This is a genomic window from Streptomyces sp. NBC_01255, from assembly GCF_036226445.1.
Taxonomy (GTDB): domain Bacteria; phylum Actinomycetota; class Actinomycetes; order Streptomycetales; family Streptomycetaceae; genus Streptomyces.
Genome location: NZ_CP108474.1, coordinates 6,842,324 through 6,860,317 on the forward strand (window position 1 = coordinate 6,842,324; position 17,994 = coordinate 6,860,317).

Here is a 17,994-nt window from a genome sequence, read left to right on the forward strand (position 1 = left end):
CGACAAGCCCCGGCCCTCTGCCGTGTCGCGGACGGGTCCGCTGGGGTGTCCGCCGGACTCAGAAGCCCCGGCGGGGACCCGGCGGGAGCGCCGCCGGGGTGTGGTGCTGCTGCGCCGTCCAGATAGGCGGATGAGCGGAGGCGTACCGGTGACCGGTGCCGTATCCCTGCCCGGCTCCGTACCCCTGGCCGTTGCCGTACAGACCCGTGCTCGCGGTCGTGCCGAAGGCCCGGAAGGCCACCTCCTCCTCGCCGCTGCGGTCACCCGGCAGCGTGCGGAACGACCGGCGGTACTCCGAGAACAGGGCGTCGTAGATCGGCGTGGCCGACTGGCCCGCCGTGACGTCCTGCGCCGGGCGCATGGCGGGGATCTGGCTCGGATACGGCTGGAGGAAAGGGTCGTATGGGTGCACGTACGTGCCAACGACCCCGCCGCCGGTCGGATGCGGGCGGCTCTCCGAAAGAGACGCCCGCCGGGGGCGCGGCACGGTCGGAACCTCCGGTACCGCCGCGCCCCCGGCAGCCCGCAGCGCAGAGGCCCCGGCTGATGCCGACGCCGCTGCCGATGCCGACGCCGAAGCCCCGCCGAACCCTGGCGGCCCGCCCAGCCCTGCGGACCTGCCGAACCTGGCCGATTCGCCCGGCCGCGCCGGCCCGCTCGGCCCGCTCGGCCCCGCCGGTCCGTCCGGGGCCCGCGCGGGCCCTATGCCGGGCCGGCCGTCGTCCATCAGGTACCGGCCAGCGGCATCGCGGCCGCCACCAGGCGTCCGTTCGCCGCGGCCTTCTCCAGGGCGTCGCGCAGCAGGTCCTCGCGCGGCTGCTGGCCGATGGAGCCCACCGGGGCGGCGAAGACCAGGACCGTGTGCGACTTGTTGGCCGCCGCGCGCCAGCCCTCGGTGACCTGGAGCGGCTGGTGCGCCTGCCACCAGGCGGCCTGACCGGCGCCGTTCGGCCCCGGCTGGAGGACGGAGTGGAGCTGGCCCATGGCGACCAGGACCGACCAGCCCGGCAGTGCGGCGGGCTTCTCGTTGAGGTCGGTGACGGGCCGGAAGCCCTGCTCCGCGAGGAGCGGCAGGAACTCGTCGACGAGGCCGTCCGTGCCCGGGCGGGCCACGGGGGCGGTCGGCTCCACGACCAGCGCCGGGTGCAGCTCGCCGTCGATCAGGACGAGACCGCTGGTGACGCCGAGCACGGCCTGCTCGGGGTGGGCGGCGGACAGCGCGTCGGCGGCGTCCGATGCCGTGATCGAGGCGACGGCGCCCTGGAGCTGCGCCTCGGCGACCTTGACGACCTGCGACGGGATGCAGCTGGCGTGGGCGAACGCGAGGACCGCGGTCTCCTCACCGACGAACAGCACCGTGCTGGTGCGCTCCTGCTCGGAGTCCCCCGGCGTGCGGCAGGAGGTGCAGTCGTAGCTGCCCGGGGCGTTGTCGCCGGCAAGCAGCCGGTCGGCTTCTTCGTCGCCGATCTCGGCGCGTACGTCCTCGTGAACGTCGAGCATGCGCGGCACGGGTGGCTCCCTGGACTCGGTACGGGGGGACGCCGGGCCGATCCCGGGCGTCTCATGCCGACTTCAACGGGTCAGGATCGGCCGGGGTCACGCGTGGAAGCGAGGCAACTTGCCGTCGGCTCGTGCGGCGGGGCCGGTGACTCCGACCGGGTGGGGTGTGAACAGTGTTCCGCGCGGCACGGGCCGGGGGTACCGGGCGGCTGCCTAGCCTGCCCCGATGTCGAAGATCCGATTTTGGACGGCCGGTCCCGCGGTGGCCGCGGCGGCGGCGCTGATCACCCTGACGCCGGTCTCCGCGCAGGCCCGGGACGCGTCCGAGGGGCCGTGGGAGCCCGCCGTCGCGCCGACGGCGGCGGCGGTGGCGGGTGTGGTGCCGGGAGCGGCGCCTGGAGCGGTCTCGGGGACCGGGCCGGGGACCGCGGCGGAGTCGGTGGCGGAGACGGTGGCCGGGGTGGTGGCCGGGGCGGTCTCCGGGGCGGTCTCCGGGGCGGTCTCCTCCTCCGCCGACGCCGTGCGCGCGGCGGCCGCGGTGCCCGGCTACGCCTGCGCCGCCGACCAGTGGCCGTGGGGATGCGTCGCCGAGTGCGAGAGCAGCGGCCGCTGGCACGTCAACACCGGCAACGGCTTCTACGGCGGGCTCCAGTTCTGGCAGCCCACCTGGGTCGAGCACGGCGGGACGAAGTACGCCCCGCGCGCCGACCTGGCCACCCGCCCGCAGCAGATCACGATCGCGGAGGAGGTCCTGCGCACGCAGGGCTGGGGGGCCTGGCCCGTCTGCTCCAAGCGGTACGGGCTGAGCGGCCGCGTCCACACCGTCCAGCCGGGCGACTCGCTCGGCTCGATCGCCCGGCGCTTCGCCGTCAAGGGCGGCTGGCAGGCGCTCTACGCGGCGAACCGGAGCCTCATCGGGCCCGACCCGAACCGGATCGTCGTCGGCACGATGCTGCGGATCGCGCCGCTCTGACGTCAGTCCGCCGTGCCTCCGGCGAACTCGTGCGGCTCCCCGACGGCCGCGCGGGAGCCGCGCCGCAGCTCATGGACGAGCGAGCCGCGCGGCAGCCCCTCCGGTACGCGCTGCTCGGCGAGGAGCACGGCCGCCCCGTGCTCCACGGCGAGCGCCGCGAGGAGCCCGTACGTACGGGCCGCGACCGGCGGGGCCATGCCGAGCGACGGCTCGTCGACCAGCACCACGCGCGCGGGCCTCAGCAGGGCACGGGACAGGGCCAGCATCCGGCGCTCCCCACCGGAGAGGGTCCCGGCGGCCCGGGACAGCAGGGGTACGAGCTCGGGGTACGGGGCGGGGGCGTCCGGCGCGGTGAGCGCGAGGTTCTCGGCGACGGTGAGCCCCTCGTACACCGCCCGCAGATCCGGTACGAAGCACAGCCCGCGGCGCGCCCGCGCGTGCGGCGGCAGCCCGGTCACGTCGGCGCCGCGCCACAGGACCCGGCCGGAGGAGAGCCGTACCGTGCCGGCGAGGGCCCGCAGGGCGGTCGTGCGGCCCGCGCCGTTCCGTCCCAGGAGCACGGTGACGGTGCCGGCGGGCACGGGCAGGTCGAGGCCGTGCAGGGCCTCCAGGGGGCCGTAGCGGACCCGGGCCGCACGCAGCTCGATCTCGACGCTCATGACAGGATCCGGCCGCCTTCCATGGTGTGCACGGTGTGGGCGATCCCGGCGACGAGGTCCGGGTCGTGCTCGACGACGAGGACCGTCAGGCCGTCGGCGGCGAGCGCGGCGAGGATCCGGGCGAGTGCGGCGGTCTCGTCGGCGTCGAGGCCGGCGGCGGGTTCGTCGAGGAGCAGCGTGTGCGGCTGCCCCGCGAGCGCGCGGGCCAGCTCCACGCGGCGCAGCGTCCCGGTCGGCAGGCCCGCGGCCGTGCGGTGCCGTACGGGGCCGGCGAGGCCGAACAGGCGGAGGCTCCGCTCGACGGCGGCGGAATCGGCGCGGACCCTGCCCTGCTCGGCTCCGAGACGGACGTTCTCCTCGACGGACAGCGACGGGAACACGGCGAGCCGCTGGAAGGTCCGGGCGATCCCGAGACGGGTTCTGGCGTGCGCGGAGCGGGAGGTGATGTCGGCGCCGTCGAGCGTGATCAGGCCCTGGTGGCGCCGGGGGCGGAGGGTTCCGGCGAGACAGTCGAAGAGGGTGCTCTTGCCGGCGCCGTTGGGACCGACGAGGGCGGTGATGTGGGCGGGGGTGAGGGTGAGGGTGACGTGGGAGAGGGCGGTGATCCCTCCGGGGTAGGTGAGGGTGAGGTCGTCAGCGCGGAGTTCCGGGGCGGGGGCGGGGGCCGGCGCGGGGCTGGTGGGCGGTGCGGGTGCGGGGCCCGGTGCGGGCCGGTGGGGGTGGGTCCGGCCTCCGGCCGGACTGGGGTTCCCACCCGCACCACCCGTGCGGGTTGTCGACAGAGGTGCGGGTTTTCCTGTGGGGGGTGCGGCGCCGTCGGCGGGTGCGGCGTTCCCACCCGTCAGATGTGCGGGTCTCTTCCCGGAGGGTTTCGCGCCGTCGGCGGTTGGAGCCGGACTTGGGAGCAGCAGGGTCGTCAGTGGGGGGAGGCGGCCCGACTGGGTGGCCAGGAGGCCGATGACGGCCGCCGCCGCGCCCGCTTGGGGGCCCGCGTCCAGGGTGACCAGGAGCGCGGCCGCCGCCAGGGGCGTGAGGAGGCTGTCGGCGCCGAGGACCAGGACCGCCGCGAACCAGAGCAGGCCGCGTACCGGGTCGTACGCCTCCGGGTCGAAGGCGCGCAGGCCCATGCCGAGGAGGCCGCCGCCGAGGGCCGCCAGAGCCGCGCCCAGGACGAAGGCGAGGAGCTTGAGGGCCGGGACCGGGGCGCCCGCCGCCTCCGCGCCCGGTTCGTGGTCCCGCAGGGCGGCCAGCGCGCGGCCCGTGCGGCCCCGGCGCAGCGCCGCCACCAGGGCCAGACAGCCGGCCAGGAGGAGGAGTTCCAGGGCGTAGTAGGCACGGTCGTCCGTGAAGCCTGTCGGGCGGCCCAGGGACAGGCCCGCCGTCGCGTACGGCTGGGTGAGGACGAAGCGGCTCACCGCCACGCCGGTCGCCAGGGTGGCCAGGGCGAGCGCCAGGCCGTGGCGGCGGATCGCCGGCCAGGCCGTCACCAGGCCCACCACCGCCACCATCGGTACCGCGAGGCCCAGGGCCAGGAGGGTGGGGACGCCCGCCGTCGCCAGCAGGGCCGTCAGGAGCGCGCCCAGGCCCGCGTACGCCGCCTGGCCCAGGGCGATCTGGCCGCCCCGGCCCGCCACCACGACCAGGGACAGCAGGATCACGGCGAGCGCCGGGACCTGCACCGCCGTGTGCAGGTCGGAGCCCGCGAAGCCGAGGGGGAGGAGGAGCAGGACGCCGATGACCAGCCAGAGGGGGGTGGGGACGTGGGGGGTGCGGGGCGGTGGGGGCAGGGCGTCCCGGCCCTTGCCGCCGACGCCCGGCAGGACCAGCGCCGCCACCAGGAGCGCCACCACGAACAGGTTCGCCCCGAGCGCCTGCACCAGCGGTCCCGCCCAGCCCTCCGGGTGCAGCCGGGTGAGCTGTGCCTGGGCCACGCCGATCGCGACCGCCGCCGCCACCGCGACCGGCAGCGAGCGCATCCGGGCGATCACCGCGACCGCGATCACCTCGACGACGAGCAGCGGCATCCCGTACGGGTCGAGCCGTACGTACGGGGCGAGCAGCACCCCCGTCATCCCGGCGGTGAACGAGCCGAACGCCCACCCCGCCGCCGCCACCCGGTCCGCGTCCACCCCCGACAGGACGGCGAGCGGGCGGTTGTCGACCACCGCCCGCAGCTCCCGGCCGAACCGCGTCCACCGGGTCACCGCCGTCACCAGGCAGGCGAGCGCCACCACCGCCCCCAGCTGCGCCCACGGGTCGTCGCCGAGGAGCACCGGCGCGTCGTCCCGCGCCCCACCGCCCCACAGCAGCGCCGCCCCGCCCACGAGCAGGACGAAGACGCCGATGGAGGCCACCAGGGTCTGCGCCGGGTTCGAGCCGAGGAGGGCGAGGGGTCGGAACACACCGCGGTCGAGGATCAGGCCGAGGCCGGGGGCGACGATCAGGAGGGTGACCAGGGCGCCCAGCGGCAGCGGCCAGTCCCACACGACCACCAGCTGCCGCAGGACGTACGCGCAGATCATGGCGACGGCGCCGTGTGCCAGGTTCAGCACCCCCGTCGCCCGGTAGGTGACGATCAGGCCGATCCCGGTGAGCGCGGCGGCGCTGCCGACGGCGATGCCGGCGAGCGTCAGTTCGTACGTCAGCGAGGCCATGGTTCACAGACCGGGCAGGGGTCCAGGGGCGCGTCGTCCGCCGGCGTCGCCTCCGCCTTGCCCGCCACCAGCGGGCAGTCCGGGCGGTGGGCCAGGGTCCCGCCCGGGACCCTGAGGAGCGGGCCGTCCGAGGAGGGCGGGGGAGTCTCCTCCGGCTCGGCCGGGACCGGCTCCGGAGGGCTCACCGGCAGCAGGAGCGTCGCCGCGATCAGCACGGCGCCCGCCACGATCAGCGCCGCCCCCGGCACCGTGCACGAGGCCAGATAGGGCAGCTGCCGCTCGGCGAAGCGCTCGCCGGAGATCCCGTACCAGCCGAGCACGCACAGCACCGCGCCCCCGGCGGCCGCCGCGACACCGCCCCACAACAGGATCCGGGATCTCGGCACCAAGCCTCCCTCGTCTCTCCCTTTCCTTGCACTATGCCCCGGTTCGCCCCACCCTGGAAGCAGCAGGCCGCACGGCCTGGAGAGACACCCGGTGGTGAGCCAGATGGTTCTCGAACGACTCGGCGGACGCCCCCGGCTCGCGGCCCTCGCGGCCGTCGCCGTGCTGGCCTTCGTGCCCGCCGTCGCGGGCTGCTCCGACGACGGGACCGCCGGCGGTAACCAGATGTACGAGACGCCGCCGCCCGGGACGACCGCCCAGTCGCCGGGGGCCGACGAGCCCGCCGACCCGGCCGCCGCCGAGGAGGAGATCACCCGGAACTGGACGGCGTTCTTCGACCCGAAGACCTCCGCGGCCGAGAAGGTGAAGGTCCTGGAGAACGGCGCCGCGCTGCAGCCGGTCCTCGCCGCCTTCGTCGGCAACGAGAACGCCGCCACGACCTCGGCCAAGGTCACGGGCGTCGAGTTCACCTCGGCCACCGAGGCCAACGTCACCTACGACCTGCTCGTCGGCGGGTCCCCGGCCCTGCCCGACTCCCAGGGCACCTCGATCCTCCAGGACGGCACCTGGAAGGTCTCCGTGAAGACCCTCTGCGGCCTGGTCGAGCTGAGCGGTGTCACCGTTCCGGGCTGCTGAGGCGGTCGCGGCGCTGCTCCTGGCCGTGTTGCTCACACTCCTCGTGGGGTGCGGCAGCCGGCTCCCGGAGCGCGCCTTCGAGACGCGGCCCACCGCCACCCCCTCCGGCGGTGAGCCGCTCCGCGTCGGGATCATCACCAGCGCCACGAGCCCGGTCGGCGGGCAGTCCCTCACCGGCCCGCGCGACGGCGCCCGCGCCTACTTCGACGCGCTCAACGCCCGCGGCGGCCTCGACGGGCGCCGGATCGAGGTCGAGACCTGCGACGACGGCGGCAGCGGCGTCGGCAACAACGCGTGCGTGCACCGGCTGATCGACGAACGGAAGGTCTTCGCGCTCGTCGCCACCACCGCCCTGAACTACGCGGGCGCGCCGCTCGTCGCCAAGGCCGGTGTCCCCGACATCGGCGGCCAGCCCCTCACCCCCGCCTACGACACGTACCCGCACCTCTACGGGATCTACGGCAGCTCCGCCCCGCGCACCGGCGGGAAGCCCGGCTGGGACGGGACGCTGTACGGCGGGACGGAGGTCTACCGCTGGTTCGAGCGGGAGAAAGGGGCGCGGACCGCCGCGGTCGTCTCGTACAACCAGGCCGCGTCCGCCGCGTACGCCCGGCTGGTCTCCGACGGGCTGCGCGCCGAGGGGTACCGGGTCGTCGACGAGCAGGTCGACTTCGCCCTGCCCAACTTCCGCGCGGTCGCCGCCGATCTACGGGACCAGGACGTCGACCTGCTCTTCGACGCGATGGACACCCACGGCAACGCGCGGCTCTGCGAGGCGATGGAGGCGCTCGGGGTCCGCGTCGACGCGAAGGTCACCAACGTCCAGAACTGGTCCTCGTCCGTCGCCCGCGACTACGCCCGCGCCCCCGGCTGCCTGAGCGCCCTGTGGGTGACCGGAGCCAGCCGCAACCACCAGGACAGCGGCCATCCGGCCGTCCGTGAGTTCCGGGACGCGATGGGGCAACGACCGCTGTCCCAGTGGCAGTTGGAGGGCTGGGCGGCGGCGATGTGGTTCACCGACGCGGCCCGCTCCTGCCTGGCCGAGGGCGGCCTCACCCGTGGGTGCGTCGAGGAGTTCCTGAACCGTCCGGAGCCGTACACCGCGCGCGGACTGCTGCTGCCCGTCCGCTTCGAGCACCTCGCGGCTCCGCCCGAGACCCGTCACACCTGTCTGTCCGTGGCCCGTTGGGAGGACGGCCGGGGCTGGGTGAGCCAGGGTGACATGACGGAGAACTGCGCGACCGTGCCCCAGCTCGGCTACCGTCCGTGACATGGGCCCCGTGAACCCCGGCCGTGAAACGGGGGTCCGGGGAACATCGCCCGTGAAACGGGGGTCCGTCCCGGCAGTACAGTCGGCGCGTCCGACCGACAGCCAGACTGACCGGGGGGAACCGGCAGCACGATGCGTATCTCCTTTCTGCTTCACAACGGTTACCACTACGGCGGCACGATCCGGACGACGTTCACCGTCGCCGAGGAACTGGCCACGCGCCACGAGGTCGAGATCGTCTCGGTGTTCCGCCACCGCGACCGGCCGATCCTCGGCCTCCCCTCGGACGTGACGCTGCGTCATCTCGTCGACCTGCGCGAGGACAGCCCCGGCTACGACGGGGACCACCCCGACCTCCACCGGCCCGCCGAGGTGTTCCCGCGCGGCGACGGCCGCTGGAAGCAGTACAGCGCGCTCACCGACGCCCGGATCGGGGAGTACCTGCGCGGGGTCGAGGCCGACGTCCTCGTCGGCACCCGCCCCGGGCTCAACGTGCACCTGGCCCGGCAGGCCCGGCGCGGGCCGGTCCTCGTCGGCCAGGAGCACCTGGTCCTGACCGGCCACAGCCGCCGGCTCCGGCGGGACATCCGGCACGAGTACCGGCTCCTCGACGCCGTCACGACGGTCACCGAGGCCGACGCCCGCGCCTACCGGAGGCTGGGGCTGCCCGGCGTACGGATCGAGGCCGTGCCCAACAGCGTGCCCGCGCCCGCCCTGCCGCCCGCCGACCCCGCGGCGCGGACCATCGTGGCGGCCGGCCGGCTGACCCGGGTCAAGCGGTACGACGTGCTCATCGACGCCTTTGCCGAGGTGGCCCCGGACCACCCGGAGTGGACGCTGCGGATCTACGGCACGGGCGACGCGGTCGAGGACCTCAAGGGCGCGCTGGCCCGGCAGATCGAGGAACGGGGCCTCGGCCGGCAGGTCTTCCTCATGGGCGCCGTCCATCCGATGGAACCGGAATGGGCCAAGGGCTCGATCGCCGCGGTGACCTCACGGCGGGAGTCCTTCGGGATGACGATCGTGGAGGCGATGCGCTGCGGGCTGCCGGTGGTCTCGACCGACTGCCCGAACGGGCCGCGCGAGATCATCGAGGACGGGGTCGACGGGCGGCTCGTGCCGGTCGACGACGTGGCCGCGGTCGCGGGGGCGCTGCGCGGTCTCGTCGAGGACGACGAACTGCGCGCGAAGGCCGCGCGGGCGGCGCTGGCCTCCTCGGAACGCTTCGACCCCGTCCGGATCGTGGCCCGGCACGAGGCGCTCTGGACGGAACTCGTCGACCGGGGCGCGAGCCGGCGGACCCACTCGGCGGGGCGGGTGAAGAGGCACCGCGAGATCGGCCGGGCCGTCGACGCGGTCTACGTCCTGAAGGCGAAGGCCGGCCGCCTGGTCCACGGCCTGCTCCGGTGACCCCGGTGACCCCGGTGACCCCGGTGGTCCGCTGACGGTCTTTCGTCCGCCGGCCCTCGCCGTCGTATCGAGGACCGTAACTGTCCGCGAGGGCTGAGAGACTCGGGGCATGTTGGAGACCTCCGCACGGCTGCTGCGTCTGCTCTCGCTGCTCCAGGCCCACCGGGAGTGGTCCGGTGCCGATCTCGCCGACCGGCTCGGGGTGACCTCGCGCACGGTACGGCGCGACGTCGACCGGCTGCGCGAGCTCGGCTACCCCGTGCACGCCAGCCCCGGCACCGGCGGCGGCTACCAGCTCGGCGCCGGGGCCGAGCTGCCGCCGCTGCTCCTCGACGACGAGGAGGCCGTGGCGGTCGCGGTCGGCCTGCGCACGGCGGCGGGCCAGGGTGTCGAGGGCATCGGCGAGACCTCCGTACGCGCTCTCGCCAAGCTGGAGCAGGTCCTGCCGGCGCGGCTGCGGCGGCGGGTCGGCGCGCTCACCGACTTCACCGTGCCCATGCTCCGTACCCCTCGGGAACGGGTGGACCCGGCGGTGCTCACCGAGCTGGCCAACGCCTGCCGGGACAGCGAGCGGCTCCGCTTCGCCTACCGCGACCACGGCGGCACCGCCACCCGCAGGACCGTCGAACCGCACCGGCTGGTCTGCACCGAGCGGCGCTGGTACCTGGTCGCCTGGGACGTGGACCGCGACGACTGGCGGACGTTCCGGGCGGACCGCATCGAGCCCAAGCCGCCGCACGGCCCGCGCTTCCCGCCCCGCGAACCGCCGGCCGACGACCTCGCCGCGTACGTGTCGAAGGGGGTGTCCGGCACGGCGTACGCGGAGGAGGTCACCGTCCGGCTGTTCGTCCCGCTCGACGAGGCCGCCGCGATCGTCGGCCCGATGGACGGGGTCCTGGAGCCCGAGGGCGAGGGGAGCTGCCTGCTGCGGGCGGGGGCGCACAACCTCCACGTGGCGGTGGTGCACGTGATGCTCATGGGCCTCGACTTCGAGGTGGTCGAGCCGCCGGAGCTGACGGAACGGGTCCGCGAACTCAGGGACCGGTTGTCCCGTGCTCTCGATCGGACGGACCGTCGGACGGACGGCCGGACGGCGGGGGAGACGGCGGGGGGCTCGTGATCCGCATCCGTTCGAAGGCCGCGAACTCCGGGTGGTGCAGGTCGAAGGCCGGCGACTCGGAGCGGATCCGCGGCACGGAGTCGAAGTTGTGCCGGGGCGGCGGGCACGTGGTCGCCCACTCCAGCGAGCGCCCGAAACCCCACGGGTCGTCCACGTCGACCTTCGCGCCGTACCGGTGGGTCCACCACACGTTGTAGAGGAACGGCAGCGTGGAGGCGCCGAGCAGGAAGGCGCCGATCGTCGACACCGTGTTGAGCGCCGTGAACCCGTCCGCGTCCAGGTAGTCGGCGTACCGCCGGGGCATGCCCTCCGCGCCGAGCCAGTGCTGCACCAGGAACGTCAGGTGGAAGCCGGTGAACAGCGTCCAGAAGTGGACCTTCCCGAGCCGCTCGTCGAGCATCCGGCCGGTGAACTTGGGCCACCAGAAGTAGAAGCCGGCGAACATCGCGAAGACGACCGTGCCGAAGACCGTGTAGTGGAAGTGGGCCACGACGAAGTACGAGTCGGTCACCGGGAAGTCCATCGGAGGCGACGCGAGGATCACCCCGGTCAGCCCGCCGAAGAGGAACGACACCAGGAAGCCGACCGACCACAGCATGGGCGTCTCGAAGGAGAGCGAGCCCCGCAGCATCGTCCCGGTCCAGTTGAAGAACTTCACCCCGGTCGGCACCGCGATCAGGAACGACAGCAGCGAGAAGAACGGCAGCAGCACCGCGCCCGTCGCGAACATGTGGTGCGCCCAGACCACCACCGAGAGGCCGGTGATCGCCATGGTGGCCGCGATCAGCGTCGTGTAGCCGAAGATCGGCTTGCGGGCGAAGACCGGGATGATCTCGCTGACGATCCCGAAGAACGGCAGCGCGATGATGTAGACCTCGGGGTGGCCGAAGAACCAGAAGAGGTGCTGCCACAGCAGCGCCCCGCCGTTCTCGGGCTGGAAGACCAAGGAGCCGAGGCGCCGGTCCGCCTCCAGGACGAGCAGCGCCGCCGCGAGGACGGGGAAGGCGATGATCACCAGGACCGCGGTGAAGAGGATGTTCCAGGTGAAGATCGGCATCCGGAACATGGTCATTCCGGGGGCCCGCATCCCGATGATCGTGGCGAGGAAGTTCACCGAGGTCAGGATCGTGCCGAAGCCCGAGAGCGCGAGTCCCATGATCCAGAGGTCGACGCCGACGCCCGGCGACCGCTCCAGGCTGTTGAGCGGGGCGTAGGCGGTCCAGCCGAAGGCGGCGGGGCCGCTCGGGGTGAGCAGCGAGCCGATCACCATCAGGCCGCCGAAGAGGAACAGCCAGTACGAGAACATGTTCAGCCGCGGGAAGGCGACGTCGGGGGCGCCGATCTGCAGCGGCACCAGCTCGTTGGCGAAGCCGGCGAAGGTGGGCGTGGCGAAGAGCAGCAGCATGATCGTGCCGTGCAGCGTGAAGGCCTGGTTGAACTCCATGTTCGACACGAGCTGGAGCCCCGGGCGGGCCAGCTCGGCCCGCATCAGCATCGCCATGAGCCCGGCCAGCAGGAAGAAGGCGAACGAGGTGACCAGGTACAGGTGACCGATCTTCTTGTGGTCGGTCGTGGTGGCCCAGTCGATCAGGACGCGGCCGTGCCGCTGCCGGGCCGATTCGACGGTCGCGGTCGCTGTCTCGGTGCCCATCGCTGCCTCCCCCTGGGTCCTGCTCGCCGGGCGTCGGGACATGATGCGCGCGGCTGGCCGGCGGGAGAGGGAGGCGGAAGGGGCGGCTGCTCCGGTCGGCGGACACCGTACCCGGCGGAGTGCGCGTAAGCATTGTGTAAGGGAACCGTGAGGGCGCCGCGTGCGAGGTCCGGGTAATTCGCCGTGCGACGCGGGGAGAACGGGGAATTCCCGGGGATTTTCGGCGCTGCGATCCTCTTCGTGCGAAGTGCCGGAAGCTCTTCGGAATTGCTGGAGAATCGGCCGGAAACGGTCCCATCGAGTGACGGCGGGCGTGTCAAACATATGTCGAGAACTTGTGACACAAGCGTGACCGTAAAGAGGCTAACGTGAGGCCCATGTCACCCACATCGCGCACTCCCGAACCGCCCCGCGACGCTCCCGAGTCCTATGTGGGACTCGACTCGGGCGGCGCCGAGCGGCTTGCCAGGACACGGGGCTGGAAGGTCGTCAGGTCCCTGCCGCCCGGCTCGATCATCACCATGGAATACCTCTCCGGGCGCATCAACTTCGAGGTGGAGGACGGCACCGTCACCCGCTGCTGGCTGGGCTGACAGGACCGGTGCCCGGACAGGGGAAGGGCCCCGGCCGAGGACGGCCGGGGCCCTTCTCCGCGTACAGGGGGCGGGTCAGCCGCGGGTCGCCGGGGCGCGGCCGCGGGCCACTCCCACGGTCTCGCGGACGGGCTCCTCGGCCCCGGCGGGACGCTGCGGGAAGAAGCCCGGGCGCGGGCCGCCGGAGGCCACGGGCAGGGAGGGCACCAGCCGGCGACGGTCGCGCAGCCGGTCGAGCAGCCGGTCGCGCAGCGCGAGGATCCAGGACTCCGCCACCGCGAGGACCGGCTCGCACCACGGCAGGGCGAGCAGGACCAGGAGCCCGGCGGCCCAGCCGAGGAGCACGTCGCTCAGCCAGTGCGTGCCCAGATAGACGGTCGTGAGGCCGACGCCGAGCGCGACGACGGCGGAGAGCGCCGACAGGTAGCGCCTGGCCCGCGGGGTGGTCGCCAGATAGGCGAGGATGCCCCAGGTCACGACCGCGTTCGCGGTGTGGCCGGAGGGAAATATATCGCCGCCCGCGAAGAGCTCGGCGGAGCCGACCTGCGTCGCGTAGTGGGGGCCGAGACGGCCGAGGCCGAGCTTGACCGCGCCGACCGAGACGTTCAGCAGCAGCAGTGCCGCGCCGAGACACAGCAGTGGCCGCAGGGTGTGCTGGCGCCAGGAGCGCCAGCCCAGCCATGCGGCCACCATGACGGCCGTGGGGCCGCGCTGACCGAGGACGACGTAGTAGTCGAGGAAGCCGTGGATCTCCGGCCACTGCTGATAGGGCCGGAACAACATGATCTTCCAGTCGAGGGCCACCAGCCAGGTCGACAGCAGCACCGCGACGACAATGGCCAGATAGAACGCCGACGTCCCGCCGAAGAGCGCGAGACGCGTGCGGGTCATCCGCGGGACCTCTATCTTCGGCGGTTCCGGCTCCCGGTCCAGCCGGGCAAAGATGTCGGTACGCACCCAATCGACGTTACAGGGAGTGAGAAGCCGACCCGGTCGATCCGGTGTCTTCGTGATGACCATGTGATGTGGAGTAGGTCTCAGTCGGCGGTCCATTCCCGACGTCCGTCGGTAAATCCGATGACCTTCAGCCCTATTGGCGGCGTGGCGCTTTCCGGAAGAGTGTTTGAGCGCAAGGCAATTACTTCAAACAGATATACGTACGGAATTCCATGCGACGCGCGGCCCCTGCCGAGTGGCGTACGCCACACCAGGAGGCCTGTCGGGGTGAGAGCTGCACCACGCGCTCGGGGCGTGAACTCGCGTACGCTGACGGCTCACTCGCCCGTCGATGTCGGGCCGCCCCAGGGGTATACGCCCTGGTCGGCGCCTGCCGAGCGCGAGAGCTTCACTGGGAGGTACGTACATGTCGCGGACGATCACGGCCCGAGCGCGAGAGCGTGCCGCCGACGGCGGAACCAATCGCTGGGTCGTCCTGGTCGTCCTCTGCGTCAGCCTTCTCCTGGTCGCCCTCGACGCGACCATCCTCCACGTCGCCGTCCCCTCGCTCACCGAGGACCTGCGCCCGAGCTCCACCGCGCTGCTCTGGATCGTCGACGCCTACCCGCTGATCTGTGCCTCGCTGCTGATCCTCTTCGGCACCCTCGGCGACCGGGTCGGCAGAAGACGCGTCCTCCTCCTCGGCTACGCACTGTTCGGCGTCGCCTCGGCGGTCGCCGCCCTCGCCACCGAGCCGGGGGTCCTCATCGCGGCCCGCGCGCTGCTCGGTGTCGGCGGCGCCATGATCATGCCCGCGACGCTCTCCATCCTCCGGGCGGTCTTCCCCGACCGCAGGGAACGGGCCACAGCCATCGGCGTCTGGACCGCGGTCGCGGCGATCGGTGCCGCCACCGGGCCGGTGCTCGGCGGCTTCCTCGTCGAGCACTACTGGTGGGGCTCGGTCTTCCTCATCAACATCCCGCTCATGGCGCTGATCCTGCCGCTGGGCCGCCGGCTCCTCCCCGAGTCCCGCGGAGACTCCGACGGACCCTGGGACGTCCTCGGCGCCCTCATGGCCGCCGCCGGAGTCCTGGGCTGCGTCCTCGGGGTCAAGCGTGCCGGGGCCGGCGAGCCGCTGCTCGCCCTCCCGACCGCGGGACCGCTGCTCGTCGGTGCCACGCTGCTCGTCCTCTTCGTCCGCAGGCAGAAGCGGCGCCCGCACCCGCTGATCGACATGCGGCTCTTCTCCCGGGCGGCCTTCACCACCTCGGTCGGCTGCATCGTCCTCGCCATGCTGGCTCTCGTCGGCCTGGAGCTCATCGCCGTCCAGTACCTCCAGCTCGTCCTCGGACTGAGCCCCCTGGAGACCGGTCTTCGGCTCCTGCCGCTCACCTTCGCCGCCATGGCGGCCGGCGCCACCGGCTCGTACACCCTGCGCAGGATCGGCCCGCGCCGGATGGTCGGCTGGGGCTTCGTGCTCACCGCCGCCGCGGTGCTGCTGCTCACCCTCATGGGACAGGACGACCGGCCGCTGCTGCTCACGGTGGGCTTCGTGCTGCTCGGCTTCGGCCTGCAGACCACGCTCTTCTCGGCGTACGAGTCGATGCTCAGCGAGGCACCGCAGAAGAGCGCGGGGGGCGCCGCCGCGATCGGCGAGACCTCGTACCAGCTCGGTGCCGGGATGGGCATCGCCCTGCTCGGCAGCGTGATGAACGCCGCGTACGCGCCCGGTCTCGACTCCGTCCCCGGTGTGCCGACGGAGGCGAGCAGTGCCGCGTCGAACTCCCTCGGCGAGGCCTACCAGGTCGCCGACCAACTCGGCGGCACGGCGGGCGCGGCCCTGTACCAGGCCGCCCGGCACGCCTTCGTGGACGGCCTGCACATCACGCTCTGCGTGAGCGCCGTGCTGCTGCTCGCCGGTGCGGTGATGGCCCGGCGGCTGCCCCGGGCCATGGAGTGCCCGGCGGAACCGGACGAGTCGTTCGAGTCGTACGAGTCGCGTGAAGCGGTCAAGACGCGTGAAGCGGTCAAGACGCGTGAAGCGGTCAAGACACGTGAAGCGATCGAGAGGTGCGAGCCGGCGGCCGAGGGGCGTGAGCCTGCCGAGCCGCGGGTGCCCGCGACCCGGGAAGCGATCGAGCCCGCCGGCTCCGGACGCCCGACGCACTGACCCGGCCTCGGGAGTGCCCGGGCGGGCCGGCGGACCCGCTCAGCTCTGGTTGAAGAAACCGTCCTGCGGACGCCGGCGGGTCTCGCCGCCGATGATCTGGGTGTCGGCGGGGGTGAGCAGGAAGACCCGCGTCGCCACGCGCTCGATCGAGCCGCGCAGGCCGAAGGCGAGACCGGCGGCGAAGTCGACCACGCGCTTGGCGTCGTGCGGCTCCATCCCGGTCAGGTTCACGATCACCGGAACACCGTCCCGGAAGAGCTCTCCGATGCCCCGGGCGTCCCGGAAGCCGTCGGGGGAGACGGTGGCGATCCGGCGGCCCTGATCCTGGGCGGTGTCCGTGGCCACCCGGACACGGGGGTCCGTCACCCAGGCGTCGCCGTTCTCGGCACCGTCGGCGTACTCGTCGTCGTAGTAACGCTCGTCGTTGTCCTCGACGAGTCCCAGCCAGGCACTTGCCTTGCGCACCGATCCCATGGACGCCTCCTTTCAGCGCGGTCACTTGTGGTTCCGCAATCCCTATCGTCGTCCATGATGCGGATCGCGCGCCAAGTGGATACACGGCGCGCAGGGGATTCGTGACGGTACTGGTGCAGAACGTGAGCGTCGATTTCTGGCGATACGTCAGGAAACTTGCGGTATGCGGGGCCTGACGGAGGGGCGCGCAACTTAAAATATGAAAGTCGGGCCAGAAGGGTGACGATGGGCGCGTACGGGTGAACGACCCGGCTCGCTACGATGCCGCGAAGCCGCTCGACGGCACTTCGCACGGCTCACGGGGGCACCTCATGTTCGGAATCGTCAGACCCTGCACACACCGGCTCACCGACGGACTCAAAGTCGAGTGGATGGCCCACCTCTGCGGCCTCTGCCTGGCACTTCGCGCGGACCACGGGCAGTTCGCCCGGGTCGTCACCAACTACGACGGGCTCATTGTCTCGGTTCTGACGGAGGCTCAGACCGGCGCGGTGGCGAGCGGGCGGCGCACCGCGGGCCCCTGCCCGCTGCGCGGGATGCGGACCGCGCCCGTGGCCCAGGGGGAGGGTGCGCGCCTCGCCGCCGCCGTCTCGCTCGTTCTCGCCTCGGCGAAGGTACGGGACCACGTCGCCGACCGGGACGGCCTGTTGGCGCGCAAGCCCGTCGCCGCGGCGGCCCGCCGGGTCGCCCGCTCCTGGGACCGGGCCGGCGCCAGGACCGGCCGCGCCCTCGGCTTCGACACCGCCGTCCTCGTCGACGCGGTCGACCGGCAGACCGGGCTCGAGTCCCTCGCCGGCCTCGGGACCCCGCTGCTCGCCGTCACCGAGCCGACCGAGACCGCGACCGCTGCCGCCTTCGCGCACACCGCGGTCCTCGCGGGGCGCCCGGACAACGCGGCGCCGCTCGCCGAGGCCGGCCGGCTCTTCGGCCGCCTCGCCCACCTCCTCGACGCCGTCGAGGACCAGACCGCGGACGCGGCGGCGGGCGCCTGGAACCCGCTCACCGCGACCGGCACCTCCCGGGAGGAGGCCCGCCGGCTCGCCGACGACGCCCTGCACGGGATCCGCCTCGCGCTGCGGGACGCCGAGTTCGCCGACGGCAAGCTCGTCCACGTCCTCCTCGCCCACGAGCTCCGGACGTCGGTGGACCGCGCCTTCGGCACGACGAGCTGCTCGCACGGGACGCCGGGACCGGGCCAGGGTCCGGTACCGGGCAATCCGTACGCGGGCGGGCCCTCGGGCCCGTACGACCCCTACGGGGGCGGGAACCCCTACGGAGGCGGCGCGGGCGGCCCGGCCGGACCGGGCGGGCCCGGCGGGCTGCCGCCGCAGTTCGGCGGCGGAGCGCCCCAGGCACCCAAGCCGCGCGGCTTCCTCGCCGGGTGCGCCGCCTTCACCTGGCTGTTCTGCACCTGCCAGATCTGCTGCGCCAAGGAGTACGAGGGCCCCTGGTCCCGGAAGAAGCGCGAGGGCTGCTGCCGGGACTGCAACTGCGACGGCGGCTGCGGCAACTGCGACTGCTGCTGCCCCTGCGACGGCTGCTGACGGCCCGTCCGTCCCCGCCC

General features: G+C 73.4%; 16 protein-coding genes. 8 read left to right on the forward strand and 8 right to left on the reverse strand.

Going from position 1 to position 17,994, the window contains the following annotated elements; all coding sequences use genetic code 11:
• Window positions 1-58: 58 nt before the first annotated feature.
• Together OG357_RS30995 and OG357_RS31000 are read right to left on the reverse strand one after the other, a co-directional pair.
• The gene (locus OG357_RS30995; RefSeq protein ID WP_329624274.1) at window positions 59-361 is read right to left on the reverse strand and encodes a hypothetical protein; all 303 of its coding nucleotides are present in this window, start codon (window positions 359-361) and stop codon (window positions 59-61) included.
• A gap of 365 nt (window positions 362-726) precedes the next feature.
• Window positions 727-1,509, reverse strand: coding sequence for a hypothetical protein (locus OG357_RS31000; RefSeq protein WP_329624275.1), 783 nt, complete (start codon window positions 1,507-1,509; stop codon window positions 727-729).
• A gap of 217 nt (window positions 1,510-1,726) precedes the next feature.
• Between OG357_RS31000 and OG357_RS31005 the strand changes: the two genes are divergently transcribed.
• Complete coding sequence (locus OG357_RS31005; protein WP_443066757.1) at window positions 1,727-2,473, forward strand: LysM peptidoglycan-binding domain-containing protein; 747 nt, start codon at window positions 1,727-1,729, stop codon at window positions 2,471-2,473.
• Between the two features lie 2 nt (window positions 2,474-2,475).
• Here OG357_RS31005 and OG357_RS31010 read toward each other — a convergent pair whose 3' ends face one another.
• The 3 genes from OG357_RS31010 to OG357_RS31020 are packed head-to-tail and all read right to left on the reverse strand — an operon-like array spanning window position 2,476 to window position 6,172.
• Window positions 2,476-3,132: an ATP-binding cassette domain-containing protein gene (locus OG357_RS31010; protein WP_329624276.1), complete on the reverse strand. Its 657-nt coding sequence runs from the start codon at window positions 3,130-3,132 to the stop codon at window positions 2,476-2,478.
• On the reverse strand, window positions 3,129-5,786 hold the full coding sequence (locus OG357_RS31015) for an ABC transporter permease subunit (protein ID WP_329624277.1): 2,658 nt from the start codon (window positions 5,784-5,786) through the stop codon (window positions 3,129-3,131). The genes OG357_RS31010 and OG357_RS31015 overlap by 4 nt, the downstream gene beginning before the upstream one ends.
• Window positions 5,774-6,172: a hypothetical protein gene (locus tag OG357_RS31020; protein WP_329624278.1), complete on the reverse strand. Its 399-nt coding sequence runs from the start codon at window positions 6,170-6,172 to the stop codon at window positions 5,774-5,776. The genes OG357_RS31015 and OG357_RS31020 overlap by 13 nt, the downstream gene beginning before the upstream one ends.
• Window positions 6,173-6,275: 103 nt before the next feature.
• Here OG357_RS31020 and OG357_RS31025 point away from each other — a divergent pair, with 103 nt between their 5' ends.
• The 4 genes from OG357_RS31025 (at window position 6,276) to OG357_RS31040 (ending at window position 10,606) form a co-directional block, all read left to right on the forward strand.
• Window positions 6,276-6,806, forward strand: coding sequence for a hypothetical protein (locus OG357_RS31025; RefSeq protein ID WP_329624279.1), 531 nt, complete (start codon window positions 6,276-6,278; stop codon window positions 6,804-6,806).
• Window positions 6,784-8,076: an ABC transporter substrate-binding protein gene (locus tag OG357_RS31030; protein WP_329624280.1), complete on the forward strand. Its 1,293-nt coding sequence runs from the start codon at window positions 6,784-6,786 to the stop codon at window positions 8,074-8,076. The genes OG357_RS31025 and OG357_RS31030 overlap by 23 nt, the downstream gene beginning before the upstream one ends.
• Before the next feature lie 132 nt (window positions 8,077-8,208).
• Entirely contained in the window at window positions 8,209-9,486 is a 1,278-nt protein-coding gene (locus tag OG357_RS31035; protein WP_329624281.1) for a glycosyltransferase, read from the forward strand.
• Window positions 9,487-9,595: 109 nt separating this feature from the next.
• Window positions 9,596-10,606, forward strand: coding sequence for a helix-turn-helix transcriptional regulator (locus OG357_RS31040; RefSeq protein WP_443066758.1), 1,011 nt, complete (start codon window positions 9,596-9,598; stop codon window positions 10,604-10,606).
• Here OG357_RS31040 and ctaD read toward each other — a convergent pair.
• The gene (gene ctaD / locus OG357_RS31045) at window positions 10,521-12,257 is read right to left on the reverse strand and encodes an aa3-type cytochrome oxidase subunit I (RefSeq protein ID WP_443066759.1); all 1,737 of its coding nucleotides are present in this window, start codon (window positions 12,255-12,257) and stop codon (window positions 10,521-10,523) included. The genes OG357_RS31040 and ctaD overlap by 86 nt on opposite strands.
• A gap of 377 nt (window positions 12,258-12,634) precedes the next feature.
• Between ctaD and OG357_RS31050 the strand changes: the two genes are divergently transcribed.
• Complete coding sequence (locus OG357_RS31050; protein ID WP_317594017.1) at window positions 12,635-12,850, forward strand: I78 family peptidase inhibitor; 216 nt, start codon at window positions 12,635-12,637, stop codon at window positions 12,848-12,850.
• Between the two features lie 75 nt (window positions 12,851-12,925).
• On the opposite strand, the gene OG357_RS31055 is transcribed toward OG357_RS31050, so the two are convergent.
• The gene (locus OG357_RS31055) at window positions 12,926-13,807 is read right to left on the reverse strand and encodes a phosphatase PAP2 family protein (protein ID WP_329624282.1); all 882 of its coding nucleotides are present in this window, start codon (window positions 13,805-13,807) and stop codon (window positions 12,926-12,928) included.
• A gap of 406 nt (window positions 13,808-14,213) precedes the next feature.
• On the opposite strand from OG357_RS31055, the gene OG357_RS31060 reads away from it, so the two are divergent.
• Window positions 14,214-15,956: an MFS transporter gene (locus tag OG357_RS31060; RefSeq protein WP_329624283.1), complete on the forward strand. Its 1,743-nt coding sequence runs from the start codon at window positions 14,214-14,216 to the stop codon at window positions 15,954-15,956.
• Window positions 15,957-15,995: 39 nt separating this feature from the next.
• Here the strand turns inward: OG357_RS31060 and OG357_RS31065 are convergent, their stop codons facing one another.
• Window positions 15,996-16,430: a cell division protein SepF gene (locus OG357_RS31065; RefSeq protein ID WP_317594014.1), complete on the reverse strand. Its 435-nt coding sequence runs from the start codon at window positions 16,428-16,430 to the stop codon at window positions 15,996-15,998.
• Window positions 16,431-16,741: 311 nt separating this feature from the next.
• Here OG357_RS31065 and OG357_RS31070 point away from each other — a divergent pair, with 311 nt between their 5' ends.
• Entirely contained in the window at window positions 16,742-17,974 is a 1,233-nt protein-coding gene (locus OG357_RS31070; protein WP_329624284.1) for a DUF5685 family protein, read from the forward strand.
• Window positions 17,975-17,994 lie beyond the last annotated feature (20 nt).